The sequence below is a fragment of the Microbacterium gorillae genome, assembly GCF_000826185.2.
Lineage (GTDB): Bacteria > Actinomycetota > Actinomycetes > Actinomycetales > Microbacteriaceae > Microbacterium > Microbacterium gorillae.
The window spans coordinates 399,328-411,831 of sequence record NZ_LN648874.1 but is presented as its reverse complement, the minus strand read 5'-3'; the positions used below and the strand labels follow the sequence as shown (position 1 = coordinate 411,831).

At 70.0% G+C, this 12,504-nt stretch carries 12 protein-coding genes; 4 read left to right on the top strand and 8 right to left on the bottom strand.

Features of this window, described 5'->3' with window-relative positions; translation table 11 throughout:
- Positions 1 to 64 precede the first annotated feature (64 nt).
- The 6 genes from BN1193_RS07875 to gatC all read right to left on the bottom strand — a co-directional run bounded on the left by BN1193_RS07875 (position 65) and on the right by gatC (position 5,776).
- Positions 65 to 640: a nucleoside/nucleotide kinase family protein gene (locus tag BN1193_RS07875; protein WP_040165306.1), complete on the bottom strand. Its 576-nt coding sequence runs from the start codon at positions 638 to 640 to the stop codon at positions 65 to 67.
- Positions 624 to 944, bottom strand: a complete 321-nt coding sequence (locus tag BN1193_RS07870) for a hypothetical protein (protein ID WP_040165304.1) — start codon at positions 942 to 944, stop codon at positions 624 to 626. The genes BN1193_RS07875 and BN1193_RS07870 overlap by 17 nt, the downstream gene beginning before the upstream one ends.
- A 48-nt stretch (positions 945 to 992) precedes the next feature.
- Entirely contained in the window at positions 993 to 2,249 is a 1,257-nt protein-coding gene (locus BN1193_RS07865; RefSeq protein WP_040165303.1) for a DNA polymerase IV, read from the bottom strand.
- A gap of 199 nt (positions 2,250 to 2,448) precedes the next feature.
- Positions 2,449 to 3,963: an Asp-tRNA(Asn)/Glu-tRNA(Gln) amidotransferase subunit GatB gene (gatB, locus tag BN1193_RS07860; protein ID WP_040165302.1), complete on the bottom strand. Its 1,515-nt coding sequence runs from the start codon at positions 3,961 to 3,963 to the stop codon at positions 2,449 to 2,451.
- Complete coding sequence (gene gatA, locus BN1193_RS07855; RefSeq protein WP_040165300.1) at positions 3,963 to 5,480, bottom strand: Asp-tRNA(Asn)/Glu-tRNA(Gln) amidotransferase subunit GatA; 1,518 nt, start codon at positions 5,478 to 5,480, stop codon at positions 3,963 to 3,965. Before gatA ends, gatB begins: the two co-directional genes overlap by 1 nt.
- On the bottom strand, positions 5,477 to 5,776 hold the full coding sequence (gene gatC, locus BN1193_RS07850) for an Asp-tRNA(Asn)/Glu-tRNA(Gln) amidotransferase subunit GatC (protein ID WP_040165297.1): 300 nt from the start codon (positions 5,774 to 5,776) through the stop codon (positions 5,477 to 5,479). The genes gatA and gatC overlap by 4 nt, the downstream gene beginning before the upstream one ends.
- Positions 5,777 to 5,830: 54 nt before the next feature.
- Here gatC and BN1193_RS07845 point away from each other — a divergent pair, with 54 nt between their 5' ends.
- Both BN1193_RS07845 and BN1193_RS07840 read left to right on the top strand, forming a co-directional pair.
- Entirely contained in the window at positions 5,831 to 7,534 is a 1,704-nt protein-coding gene (locus BN1193_RS07845) for a long-chain-fatty-acid--CoA ligase (protein WP_040165295.1), read from the top strand.
- Positions 7,531 to 8,343 (top strand): aminoglycoside adenylyltransferase domain-containing protein, encoded by an 813-nt coding sequence (locus BN1193_RS07840; RefSeq protein ID WP_052460547.1) that lies wholly within the window; start codon positions 7,531 to 7,533, stop codon positions 8,341 to 8,343. The genes BN1193_RS07845 and BN1193_RS07840 overlap by 4 nt, the downstream gene beginning before the upstream one ends.
- A 231-nt stretch (positions 8,344 to 8,574) precedes the next feature.
- Here BN1193_RS07840 and BN1193_RS07835 read toward each other — a convergent pair whose 3' ends face one another.
- Together BN1193_RS07835 and ligA are read right to left on the bottom strand one after the other, a co-directional pair.
- The gene (locus BN1193_RS07835; RefSeq protein WP_096788220.1) at positions 8,575 to 8,901 is read right to left on the bottom strand and encodes a hypothetical protein; all 327 of its coding nucleotides are present in this window, start codon (positions 8,899 to 8,901) and stop codon (positions 8,575 to 8,577) included.
- 216 nt (positions 8,902 to 9,117) lie between these two features.
- On the bottom strand, positions 9,118 to 11,469 hold the full coding sequence (gene ligA, locus BN1193_RS07830) for an NAD-dependent DNA ligase LigA (protein WP_040165291.1): 2,352 nt from the start codon (positions 11,467 to 11,469) through the stop codon (positions 9,118 to 9,120).
- 48 nt (positions 11,470 to 11,517) lie between these two features.
- On the opposite strand from ligA, the gene BN1193_RS07825 reads away from it, so the two are divergent.
- Together BN1193_RS07825 and BN1193_RS07820 are read left to right on the top strand one after the other, a co-directional pair.
- A complete protein-coding gene (locus BN1193_RS07825; protein WP_141396651.1) occupies positions 11,518 to 11,814 on the top strand; it encodes a hypothetical protein in 297 nt (98 codons plus the stop codon).
- A 38-nt stretch (positions 11,815 to 11,852) separates the two neighbouring features.
- Complete coding sequence (locus tag BN1193_RS07820) at positions 11,853 to 12,503, top strand: HAD family hydrolase (RefSeq protein WP_052460546.1); 651 nt, start codon at positions 11,853 to 11,855, stop codon at positions 12,501 to 12,503.
- Position 12,504: the final 1 nt, after the last annotated feature.

Genomic DNA, 12,504 nt, shown 5'->3' with positions numbered 1-12,504 from the left:
GCGTCTCCCGCTTGCTCCCACGCGCGGCAGATCACCGACGCCGGAGCTGTCGCGATCGGGAGCGTCAGGGCAGAGAGATCACGATGTCCGCGAGGTCGCGCGGATGGTCGGAGGCGAGGTGAGCGTCCTCCTGCGCCGCCCACTGCTGCCAGTGCGGACGATAGGTGTCCCCGTCGCGCTCGAGGGCACGTTCGCGCCTCTCGTCGTCCGGCGCGTCGACCCACACGGTGACATCGGCCAGCTCCGCGCTCGCGCGGGTGAGAACGCCGCTGCCCTCGACGATGAGCGGCCGAGCGGGGTCGATCACGTGCTCCTCCGCCGGCTCGTCACGCGCCCAGTCCCACCGGTTCCAGCGTCCGGCGACACCGTCGCGATGCGGCACCAGCACTCCGCCGCGCACGATCTCCGCGCCCCGGGCGAGACCGTCCCAACCGGGATAGACGGAATCAAGAGCCAGCACCTGCACGTCACCCGATGTCCAGGCACGCGCCAACCGCGCAGCGAGCGAGGTCTTGCCCGCGCCGGAACGTCCGTCCAGCAGCACCACCGGCGCCGGCACACCGACGCGAGCGACGGCGGACAGGATCTGCGCGGTCGCGGCGGTCAGCGCCTCATCGAGCGGGTCAGCGCTTGAGGGCACGGATGATCCGCGCGAGAGCTCGTCCGGCGACCCAGACGAAGGGGATCCCGACCGCGAGCACCGACACGATGTTCGGTTCGAAGCGGATGTCGTCGCCCCGGCGGATGTACGCGCCGACGGGAGCGCTGAAGCCGCCACCTCCGCCACCCTGACCGGACTCGCCGTCCTGTCCCGCGCCGAAGCCGCTCCAGGAGACCGCCACGGGGATCATGCGGACGCCGTCGACGTCCTCCTGCTCGCCGTAGGTGCTCTTCACGCCGAGCGCGCCGGTCAGTTTTCCGAGTTCGATGGGGAGATTCGGCATGACTCCACGCTAGCGTGCCGCGCCGTCCGCGTCACCGCCCGAGTCCGATCAGGACCGTTCGTCCAGGTCATTGGCCTTCGGCTCGGCGTACCGGTTCGAGCGGCCGAGAAACGTCGCCCGCGTCACCACGCCACTGCCGAATCGCGCTGTCGCGCCGTCCATCGCGTCATCGACCGCCCGCCAGTCCGCATCATCGTCCCAGAGACCCAGCCCGCCACCGCCGGACGGCTGCAGCTTCTCCGTCTTCACCCCGACCAGACGGACCGGGGCACGCAGATCGAGCGCATCGAAAAGCTCCTGGGCGGCCTGCGCGATGCGGCGCCCCACGTCGGTCGGCTCGCTCAACGTCATCGAACGGTTGACCGTGGTGAAGTCGTCGAAGCGGACCTTGATCGCCACACCCCGCGCTTCCATCGCGCCCTTGCGCAAGCGCACCGCGACACGGTCCGACAACCGCAACAGCTCTGATCGCAGGAATCCGGCGTCGGTGACGTCCGTCTCGAACGTCTCCTCATGGCTGATGCTCTTCTCCACACGCGTGGTCTGGACATCCCGCGCATCCACACCGTGTGCGAGGTCCCAGACCCGACGCCCCATCGCCGGTCCGAGCGCACGCTCGAGGGTGGCCGGTGGCGTCACGCGGACATCCGAGATCATCCGGATGCCCCGACTCTCCAGAGCCTCGGCGGCCTTCGGTCCGACACCCCACATGGCTCGGACCGGACGCGTCGCGAGGAAATCCAGCGTCTTCGCTGCGGGGATGATCAGCAGCCCGTCCGGCTTGCACAGGGTGGACGCCATCTTCGCGACGTGCTTGGTGGAGGCCGCGCCGATGCTGCAGGTGATACCCACCTCGGATTCCACCCGAGCCCGCAGGCGCTGCGCGATCTCGCGCGGACTCCCCCACAGCCGCCGCGCGCCGGTGATGTCGAGGAAGGCCTCGTCGATCGACAGCGGCTCGACCAGTGGCGTGACGTCTCGGAACATGTCCATCACCCGGCGTGAGATCTCCACGTAGCGATCGAACCGGGGCGCGACGATGATCGCCTGCGGGCACAGCCGGATGGCCTGCCCCACCGGCATGGCCGCCCGTACGCCGTAGCGCCGGGCATCGTAGGAGGCGCTGGAGACCACCGAACGACCCTCCGGGGCACCGATGATGATGGGCTTGCCGGCCAGGGTGGGGTCATCGAGCACCGCGACGGAGGCGTAGAAGGCGTCCATGTCGACGTGCAGGATGCCGGCACCGGTGTCGTCCGCGTTCGGCGGCGACACGATCCGCCCGCTGCCGTCACCTCGACCCATGCATCCATTCTCCCCCGGCCCTCAGACACGGTTCGCACCACCGCGAACACACGGGCGGGCGAGAGCGTCGACACGCCGCGACGACAGCACCCGGGGCCGGCGTGTCGGCGCGAGCACCCGCCGCTGCGCCCCGGCGAAGACGGGCCGAGACGAGCGTGGGGCCCGCACCGAGAGCGGTGCGGGCCCCACGGAGTCGCGATCAGTTCGCGGCGGCGCGCTCCAGGATGAGCTCGCGCACACGGGCGGCGTCAGCCTGACCCTTCATCGCCTTCATCACGGCGCCGATGATGGCACCGGCGGCCTGCACCTTGCCGTCCTTGATCTTCGCCAGGACGTCCGGCTGCGAGGTGAGTGCCTCATCGATCGCGGCGATCAGGGCACCGTCGTCGGAGACCACGGCGAGCCCGCGGGCGTCGACGACCTCCTGCGGCGAACCCTCACCGGCGATGACACCCTCGAGCACCTGACGTGCGAGCTTGTCGGTCAGCGTTCCGGCGTCGACGAGGCCCTGCAGGGCCGCGACGTGCTCCGGGCTGACGAGCTCGGCGGCATCGGCGTCCTGCGCGTTGGCGAGACGGGTGATCTCACCGGTCCACCACTTGCGGGCGGACGCCGGCGTGGCACCGGCGGCGATCGTCGCCTCCACCTGGTCGACCAGTCCGCCGTTGTTCACGTCCTGGAACTCCAGGTCGGTGAAGCCCCACTCCGCCTTCAGTCGACGACGACGCGTGACGGGCGCCTCCGGCAGCTCGCCGCGCAAGCGCTCAATGAGCTCGTCGCTCGGCTCGACCGGCACCAGGTCCGGCTCCGGGAAGTAGCGGTAGTCGTCCGCGTCGGACTTCGGACGTCCCGCGGACGTACGTCCGGTGTCCTCGTGCCAGTGGCGCGTCTCCTGCGTGATCGTGCCGCCGGCCTCGAGGATCGCCGCCTGCCGCTGGATCTCGTACCGGACCGCGCGCTCGACCGACCGCATCGAGTTGACGTTCTTCGTCTCCGTGCGCGTGCCGAGCTGGTCTGAGCCACGGCGGCGCAGCGACACGTTCGCGTCGCAGCGCAGGTTGCCGCGCTCCATGCGCGCCTCGGAGATGCCGAGGGCCTTGGCGATGTCGCGGATCGTCCCGACATACGCCTTCGCGATCTCGGGCGCGTCGTGCTCGGCGCCCTCGATCATGTGCGTGACGATCTCGACGAGCGGCACACCCGCACGGTTGTAGTCGACCAACGAGTACTCAGCACCCTGGATGCGCCCGGTGGCACCGCCGACGTGCGTGAGCTTGCCGGCGTCCTCCTCCATGTGCGCGCGCTCGATCGGAATCGCGATCAGGCGTCCGTCGGCGAGTTCGACCTCGACGGAACCCTCGTACGCGATCGGGTCATCCTTCTGCGAGATCTGGTAGTTCTTGCCGAGGTCCGGATAGAAGTAGTTCTTCCGCGCGAAGGTGCTGTGCTTCTCGATGGAGCAGCCGAGGGCCAGACCCAGCTTGATGGCGGACTCCACCGCCTTCTGGTTGACCACCGGCATGGCACCCGGAAGACCCATGTCCACGGGCGCGACGAGTGTGTTCGGCGCGGCCCCGTGGTTGGACTCGTGAGCCGGGTTCGGCGCCGAGGAGAACATCTTGGTCTCGGTGTTCAGCTCGACGTGCACCTCGAAGCCGAGCACCGGCTCGAACAGCTCGAGAGCCTTGTCGAAGTCCATCAGCGTGTCGGCCATCAGCGTGCCGCTCCGTTCAGCTCGGGTGCACGATCCAGCAGCGGACCGCCCCAATGGTCGACCAGCACCGCCTCCAGCGCGGCACCGGCACGGTACAGGCGGGCGTCCTCGCGAGCGGGCGCGAGGAACTGGATGCCGACCGGCAGACCGTCCTCAGCCGCCAGCCCCGACGGCAGCGAGATGCCGGGCACACCGGCCAGGTTCGCCGGAATCGTCGTGAAGTCGTTCAGGTACATCTGCAGCGGGTCATCGATCTGCTCGCCGAGACGGAACGCCGTGGTCGGGGCGGTCGGGGTCGCGATCACGTCCACCTGCTCGAACGCGGAATGGAAGTCCTGCTGGATGAGCGTGCGGACCTTCTGGGCCGAGCCGTAGTAGGCGTCGAAATACCCGGACGACAGCGCGTAGGTCCCGAGGATGATGCGGCGCTTGACCTCGTCACCGAACCCGGCGTCGCGCGTGGCGGCCATGACGTCCTCAACCGTGGCGTTGCCGTCCGGCGTGACGCGCAGGCCGTAACGGACCGAGTCGAAGCGGGCCAGGTTGCTGGAGGCCTCAGCCGGGAGGATCAGGTAGTACGCGGCGACCCCGTATCCGAAGTGCGGCGTGCTGACCTCGACGATCTCAGCGCCCTGTGCCTCCATGAGCGCGAGGGCCGCGCGGAAGGATTCCGCGACGCCGGCCTGGAAGCCACTGTCCGGGAGCTCCTTGAGGACACCGACCTTGAGCCCCTTCAGCACCTCTCCCCGGGCCCCCTCGCGGGCGGCGGCGGCGAACGAGGGCCACTGGTCCGTGAGCGAGGTCGAGTCGTTGGGGTCGTGGCCGGCGATCACGTCGTGCAGCAGCGCCGAATCGAGCACCGTGCGGGTGACCGGACCGACCTGGTCCAGGCTCGAGGCGAGCGCGATCGCACCGTACCGGCTGACGCCGCCGTACGTCGGCTTGAGACCCACCGTTCCGGTGACGTGAGCGGGCTGACGGATGGAACCACCCGTGTCCGAGCCGAGCGCGAGCGGCGCTTCGAACGCGGCGACGGCGGCGGCGGAGCCACCACCGGAGCCGCCCGGGATCCGGTCCAGGTCCCACGGGTTGTGGGTCGGGCCGTACGCGGAGTGCTCCGTGGAAGAGCCCATCGCGAACTCATCCATGTTGGTCTTGCCGATCGGCACCAGACCGGCCGCACGCGAGCGGGCCACGACGGTGGCGTCGTACGGCGACATGTAGCCCTCGAGGATCTTCGATCCCGAGGTGGAGGGCATGTCGGTCGTGACCAGCACGTCCTTGATCGCGAGCGGGACGCCGGCGAGCTCGCCGAGGTCCTCGCCCGCCGCGCGGCGTGCATCGATGTCGGCCGCGACCTGCTCGGCGGCCGCGTTGACGTGCAGGAAGGCGTGGACGTCGCCGTCCACCGCCGCGATGCGGTCCAGGTGGGCGCGCGTGGCCTCAACGGAGGAGATCTCGCCGGCGCGGAGCTTCGCGGCGAGATCGGCGGCACTCAGGCGAATGATGTCGCTCACTGTTCCTCCCCCAGAATCGCCGTCACGCGGAAGCGGTCGTCATCGGAGTCCGGTGCGTTCTGCAGGACCTCCGCGGTGGTCAGCGGCGGCTGCGGCACATCGGGTCGGAAGACGTTGGACAGCGGCAGCGGGTGGCTCGTCGCGGGGACGTCCGGGAGTGCGACCTCGGACACCTTCGCGATGTTGTCGACGATGACGCCGAGCTGGCCCGTCAGGCGCTCGACCTCCTCGTCGGTGAGCCGGATCCGCGCGAGCACGCCGAGATGGCGGACGAGTTCGGGGGTGATTTCAGACACGCCCTCCAGTCTAGTTCGTCCGTGTCCGCTCTCCGGGGGACGTAGGCTGTCGCGGTGACTGAGTTCCATCCACCGCGGCCGTGGACCGCGAGCTACGCCCCCGGAGTTCCTGAGGATCTGGGCGAGGTGACCGGCTCGCTCGTGGACATCATCGATGAGTCCGCCGCCCGCTATCCCAACGCTCCTGCGCTGCAGTTCTTCGGACGGGAGACCACGTACCGCCAGCTGCGCGACCAGATCGAACGGGCTGCCGAGGGGTTGCGCCAGCACGGGGTGAAGCCGGGCGATCCGGTCGCGATCAGCCTGCCGAACTGCCCGCAGCACATCGTCGCCTTCTACGCCGTGCTGCGACTCGGTGCCGTGGTCGTCGAGCACAACCCGCTCTACACGCGGCGCGAGTTCGCCAAGCAGTTCGCCGACCACCACGCCAAGCACGCGATCGTCTGGAACAAGGTCGTGGAGCACATTCAGGCCCTGCCGCCGGAACTGGCCGTGGACACCCTCATCTCCGTTGACGTCATCCCGGCGATGCCGCTGGGCACGCGCCTCGCGCTGAAGCTGCCCGTCGCGAAGGCTCGCGAGTCCCGCGACGCGCTGTGGTCGCCGGTGTCCGGCACGATCCCGTGGCCGAAGATCACCTCCGCCGGTCCGCTGCCCGGCTCCTGGGCGCGCCCGGAGACGGACGATCTCGCGGTCATCCAGTACACCTCCGGCACGACCGGCTCTCCCAAGGGCGCCGAGCTCACCCACCGCAACCTGCTCTCGAACGCCCGGCAGGCGCAGTCCTGGATCCCCCAGATCACCCCCGGCGAGGGGTGCGTGGTGTACGCCGTGCTGCCGATGTTCCACGCGTACGGTCTGACGCTGTGCCTCACGTTCGCGATGTCCCTCGGGGCTCGACTGGTGCTGTTTCCGAAGTTCGATCCGGACATGGTGCTCGAGGTGACGAAGAAACACCCCGCGACGCTGCTGCCGTTGGTGCCGCCGATCGCTGAGCGGCTCGTGTCGCGCGCGGCGGAGACCGGCGCTTCGCTGGCTGGGACACAGGTCGCGATCTCCGGCGCGATGGCCCTGCCGCACTCGCTCGTGGTCCCGTTCGAGAAGGCGTCCGGCGGATACCTCGTCGAGGGCTATGGATTGTCCGAGTGCTCGCCGGTCATCTCCGTGAACCCCGTCGCGGAGAACCGGAAGGCCGGCACGATCGGCCTGCCGCTGCCGGGCACCGAGGTGCGCGTGGTGGATCAGGAAGACCCGACGAAGGATGTCGAGCCGGGCGCCCCGGGTGAACTCGTCGTCCGCGGCCCGCAGGTGTTCCGCGGCTACCACGGCCGTCCGGAGGAGACCGCCGCGTCCTTCGTGGACGGCTGGTATCGCACCGGCGACGTCGTCCAGATCGATGAGGACGGCTTCGTGAAGATCGTCGACCGGATCAAGGAGCTCATCATCACCGGCGGCTTCAACGTCGCACCGACCGAGGTCGAGCACCAACTACGCGACTACCCCGGCGTCGCGGACGTCGCCGTGGTCGGGCTCCCGGACGGTCACTCCGGCGAGCAGGTCGTCGCCGCGATCATCGTCGAGGACGGCGCCACCGTCGACACCGACGCGATGCGTGCCTGGGCACGCGACAACCTGACGCCGTACAAGGTGCCGCGGCGCATCGTCGTGGTGGACGAACTTCCGAAGTCCATGCTCGGCAAGGTCCTCCGCCGCCAGGTCAAGGAGAAGGTGCTCGAGGTCCTCGAGCCGAACTCGTGAGCGAGCCCGCGCCCGCGCAGGTGCGGGCGGTTCTCGAGCTCCTGCAACGAGTGCTGCCGAGCCGTCTGCTCGGCGTGTACCTCGTCGGGTCGGCGGTGTCCTCCCGGCTGCGGCCGGACAGTGACCTCGACATCCTGGCGGTGACCGACCGATCCCTCATGCCGGACGAGCGCACGGCGCTCGTCCGGCAACTGTTCGTCATCTCGGGCTGGTCGGGTCACCCCGAGCGCCGCGCCGGGCATCCGCTCCGTCCGATCGAGCTCACGGTGCTGACCCGCGAGGATCTCCACGATCACTCCGATTGGCGCGACTTCCAGTACGGCGAGTGGTTGCGGGCCGAGCTGGAGGCCGATCCCGCGCCGGCGCGCGCCCACGATCCGGACATCGTGATCGTGATCGCGGCCGCTCTTGATGCGAATCGGGCGCTCTGGGGTGCGGCGTTGGAGTCGCTGACCCCACCGGTTAGTCCTGTGCGACTGCGTGACGCCGTGGCCGGCGCCCTGCCCGACGTGGTGGCCAACCTCAGCGGAGACGAGCGCAACGTCCTGCTCACGCTCGCCCGCATGCTCGTGACCGTCCGTACGGGACGGGTGGTCTCGAAGGACGACGCCGCCGGTATCGTCGCGACGGAACTCACCCCCGCGCACGCGAGCGTGCTGCGGACCGCAGCCGACGCCTACCGCGGGACGCGCACCGACGACTGGCCAGACCCCGAACCGGCGCGCAGCCTCGCGAACACCCTGCAGACGATGGTCCTCGACGCGCTCGAAACGTCCTCCGGCACGGCCGCAACGGAGGATCCTCGGTGAACGGACGCCCCGTTCCTTCGCACCGACTCGCGTCCTGACGGTTTCGCGAGGGGCGTCCCGACCGAGCGCCCTCGCCTGACCCGGGTCGCTCCCACGATCCTCGCTTCTGCAGCCTGATTCCTGTCGAGATCGAGAGCGAGCCGGCGCTCGCTCTCAGGCTCTGCAGGTCCGATGCCGTGGAACGGTCGCGGTTGGGAGCATCCGGTCCGGAACCGTGACTGCCGCGAAAGGTCAGGCCAGGGCTGCTCCGGACACTGCCGCCTTCGCGGCGCTCGCGCGCTTCGCCCGCCGCGTGCGCGACCGCTGCCGCGCAGCGATGCGGGCGGCGTGCGTCATTCGTCCACCGGTCTCCGCGCCCAGCGCGCTGATGCTCGCACTCGTTCGCCCGGGTCGATTCGGGCGCGCGATCCTCCAGACCCATCGCATCAGCAGGGTGAACAGCTCGGCGATCCCCCGGTACAGCAGGGCGATGGTGAGCAACACCGCCGGAAGCATGACGATCCCGAAGACCACCAGCGCATAGATCGGCACCGCGAAGAGGAAGGCCCCGGTGTCCATGGTGGGAGCGTAGGGCCTGAGGCTGGATGCCGGCCCACTCCCTCCGGTGGCCCGTCCGGTCACGGTTCTCGAGCCGCCGACAACGGGCACGCGGGTCCGTCCGCGCGGGGCCTGGAGGGAGCGCGGCTCCCGACGAACCTGAGAGCGACGCCGGGCTTGCTCTCCCCTTCGTCAGGTCCGGTCTCGCGAACGTGCCGAACGTGGGAGCGACGCGGGCTACTCGACGGGCGGGAGGGCGTCCGGGCCCTCGGTCACCAGGATGTGGAACTGCGCGGCGTCGAGGATGCGGACCCCGAGCTCCTCAGCCTTGGCGAGCTTGGAGCCGGCACCGGGACCCGCCGCGACGAAGTGAGTCTTCTTCGACACGGAGTTCCCGGCCTTGCCGCCGGCGTTGAGAATCGCCTCCTGCGCACCTTCGCGGGTGTAGCCGTCCAGGGTCCCGGTCGCGACGACGGTGAGCCCGTCCAGGACTCCCCCGGCGGCGACAGCGGCCCCCGGGCCCGGGTGGCCCGGGATGAAGAGCTGCGCTCCGGCGGCGGCCCAGCGCTCCACGATCTCGCGGTGCCAGTCCACGTCGAACCAGTCCAGCAGCGCATCGGCGATGATGCCGCCCACGCCCTCGACGGCGGCCAGCTCCTCACGCGACGCGGCCCGGATCGCGTCCAGGGACCCGAAGTACTGCGCCAGGGCGCGCGCAGCGACCGGACCGACGTGGCGGATGTTCAGCGAGACCAGGAAACGCCAGAAGTCCTTCGTCTTGGCCTTCTCCAGCTCCGCGAGAAGCTTCGTCGCCTGCGCCGACGGCTCGATCACGGTGATCTGCGTGATGCCTGCGGCACGGCGCTCGGCGGCGGTCATCCCGGCGGCGCTGTCCGGGTAGGCCTTGCGCGACTTCTGGAACGGACGACGGCTGACCGGCTCACCGGTGTTCTCGTCGAGCTTGACCTCGCCGGTCTCGGAGTCACGCACGAGAACCTGAATCGGCACGATCTCCTCGAGCGTGAGATCGAACAGTCCGGCCTCGGTGTCCAACACCGGGCTCTGGCCCGCGACCGGCTGAGTCAGCGCGGCCGCGGTGACCTCGCCGAGCACCTCGATGTCGAGTCCGCCGCGGGACCCGATGTGCTCGACCCGGCCGCGCACCTGCGCCGGGCAGGACCGCGCGTTCGGGCAGCGGAGGTCGATGTCGCCCTCCTTCTGCGGCGCGAGCTCCGATCCGCACTCGGGGCAGCGCGACGGCATCACGAACTCCCGCTCGGTGCCGTCCCGCAGCTCGACCACCGGGCCGAGGATCTCGGGGATCACGTCTCCCGCCTTGCGCAGGACGACCATGTCGCCGATCAGCACGCCCTTGGCCTTCACGACCTGCTGGTTGTGCAGCGTCGCCTGGCGCACGACGGACCCGGCGACCTTGGCCGGCGCCATCTGCGCGAACGGCGTGGCGCGACCGGTCCGCCCGACGGACACGACGATGTCCAGCAGGCGCGTCTGCACCTCCTCCGGCGGGTACTTGTAGGCGATGGCCCACCTCGGCGCGCGTGACGTGGCGCCGAGTTCGGCGTGCAGGGCGAGGTCGTCGACCTTGACGACGATGCCGTCGATCTCATGCTCGATCGCGTGCCGGTTCTCGCCGTGGTGGGCCACGAACTCGAGCACGCCCGCGGTGTCGTCGAAGACCCGGAAGTGCGGGCTCGTCGGCAGTCCCCACTCGGCGAGCAGTCCGTACACCTCGCTCTGCGCGGACACCGGCGGGTTCTCCCACGCGCCGATACCGTGGACGTACAGCCGCAGTGACGACAACCGGGCGAGGCCGGCCTCCAGCTCCATGCCGTCCTTCTTGTCCAGCTGCTGCCGCAGGCCACCACTGGCGGCGTTGCGCGGGTTCGCGAAGGCCGGGAACCGTCGCTGTGCGCTCTTCTCCGCCTCCTCCACACCCCGGCGTCCGGACGTCTCCGCGACCACCCGGTCGCGCAGCTCGGCCTGCAGCGCGTTCAACGCCTCGAACGCGGCGACGGGAATGAAGACCTCGCCGCGCACCTCGACGATCGCGGGATGTCCGGTGCCGCTCAGGCGCTCGGGAACCCCGGCGACGCGGAGGGCGTTCACCGTGACATCCTCACCGACGCGTCCATCGCCGCGCGTGGCGGCCGACGTCAGCACGCCGTTCTCATACCGCAGCGACAGCGCAAGCCCGTCGATCTTCAGTTCGGTCAGCCACCGGACGGACGTGCCGGCGGCGGTCTGCGTCTTCACGCACCAGTCGTGCAGCTCCTCCGGGGAGAAGACGTTGTCCAGCGAGAGCATGCGCTCGGCGTGCTCGACGGGCGAGAGCATGCTCTGCCCGGACGCCCCCACGATCTGCGTCGGCGAGTCCTGGCCGCGCAGCTCCGGATACGCCTCTTCGAGTGCCTCGAGGCGGTGCATCCACTCGTCGTACGTCTGGTCGTCGACGACCGACACATCCTCGCCGTAGTAGGCGTCGCGCGCGTCCAGGATGCGCGTCGTCAGCTCCTCCGACTCCGCGCGAGCATCGTCCAGGGTCGTGGGCACCGGTGCGGCTTCAGTCACCCGTTCAGCCTACGCGGCGGGACCGACATCGACCGTAGGATGCCGGACATGAGTGACGAGCCGACCACGGACCCACGGACGATGCTGAGGCTGCCCGGCGTGGCCGTGTGGGGCTATGTGATTCCCCCATTCCTGATCCTGTTCGGCGGACTGCTGTACCTGAACGCGTCCCGCTTCACGCCCAACGCGGATCCGTTCGACTGGGTGCGGGTTCAGACCGCCCTCGGGCTGATCGGGGTGGCGATCGGTTTCGGCTGGTTGCTCGTCGCCGTCGTTCTCACCGGCGTCCGCTCCATCGCTCAGCAGCACCTCGACGCGGTGCGCGGCACTCCGCCCACCCGCTGACGGCCCGGCCCGCGCACTGTCCGTGAGAGGGTCGCTGCATGACCGACCCTCGACATGCGGACGCCGTCCTCGTCGACTTCTTCGGGACGCTCGCGGTCGCCGGCCCGATCGAGCGGTGGGCGGACGCCGCCGGGTCGTCCGCGATGCCGAGCACGATCGCGCGCACCGTCACCGCCCGCCTGCCCACCGTGTGGGTCGACGCGGCGACGCGTCATCCGGCCGGCGACTGGGATCTGGACCCGGCACTCCATCGAACCGCTTTCACGGACACGCTGACGCGGGGCGATCGACGACTCGCGCCCGCCGCCGTCGCGCTGTACGACACGATGCTCGATCAGTGCGTGCCGAACCGCGGCGCCATCGCGTTCCTGCACGATCTGCACGCCCGGGGTGTCCCGCTCGCGCTGGTGTCGAACACGGCACTCGATGTGCGCCCCGTGCTGCACCGGTGGGGCGTGGCGGAAGCGTTCACCGCCGTCGTCCTCTCCTTCGAAGTCGGCCGCGTCAAACCGGACCCGGTGATCTTCCGACTCGCTGCTGACGCTGTCGGCACATCACCGGACCGGTGCCTCATGATCGGCGACTCACGCCGTGACGACGGCGACGCCGCGGACGTGGGCGTGCGTACACACATCGCCCCGCCCGACGAGATGTGGCGGATGTTCGACGAGGTCCGACACGGCGCCTGAG

Bases quoted from the DNA above. Each gene is read 5' to 3' on its own strand.
- BN1193_RS07870 (WP_040165304.1), bottom strand. From the start codon at position 944: ATGCCGAATCTCCCCATCGAACTCGGAAAACTGACCGGCGCGCTCGGC.
- BN1193_RS07865 (WP_040165303.1), bottom strand. From the start codon at position 2,249: ATGGGTCGAGGTGACGGCAGCGGGCGGATCGTGTCGCCGCCGAACGCG.
- gatB (WP_040165302.1), bottom strand. From the start codon at position 3,963: ATGGCCGACACGCTGATGGACTTCGACAAGGCTCTCGAGCTGTTCGAG.
- BN1193_RS07835 (WP_096788220.1), bottom strand. From the start codon at position 8,901: ATGGACACCGGGGCCTTCCTCTTCGCGGTGCCGATCTATGCGCTGGTG.
- BN1193_RS07825 (WP_141396651.1), top strand. From the start codon at position 11,518: ATGAGTGACGAGCCGACCACGGACCCACGGACGATGCTGAGGCTGCCC.
- BN1193_RS07820 (WP_052460546.1), top strand. From the start codon at position 11,853: ATGACCGACCCTCGACATGCGGACGCCGTCCTCGTCGACTTCTTCGGG.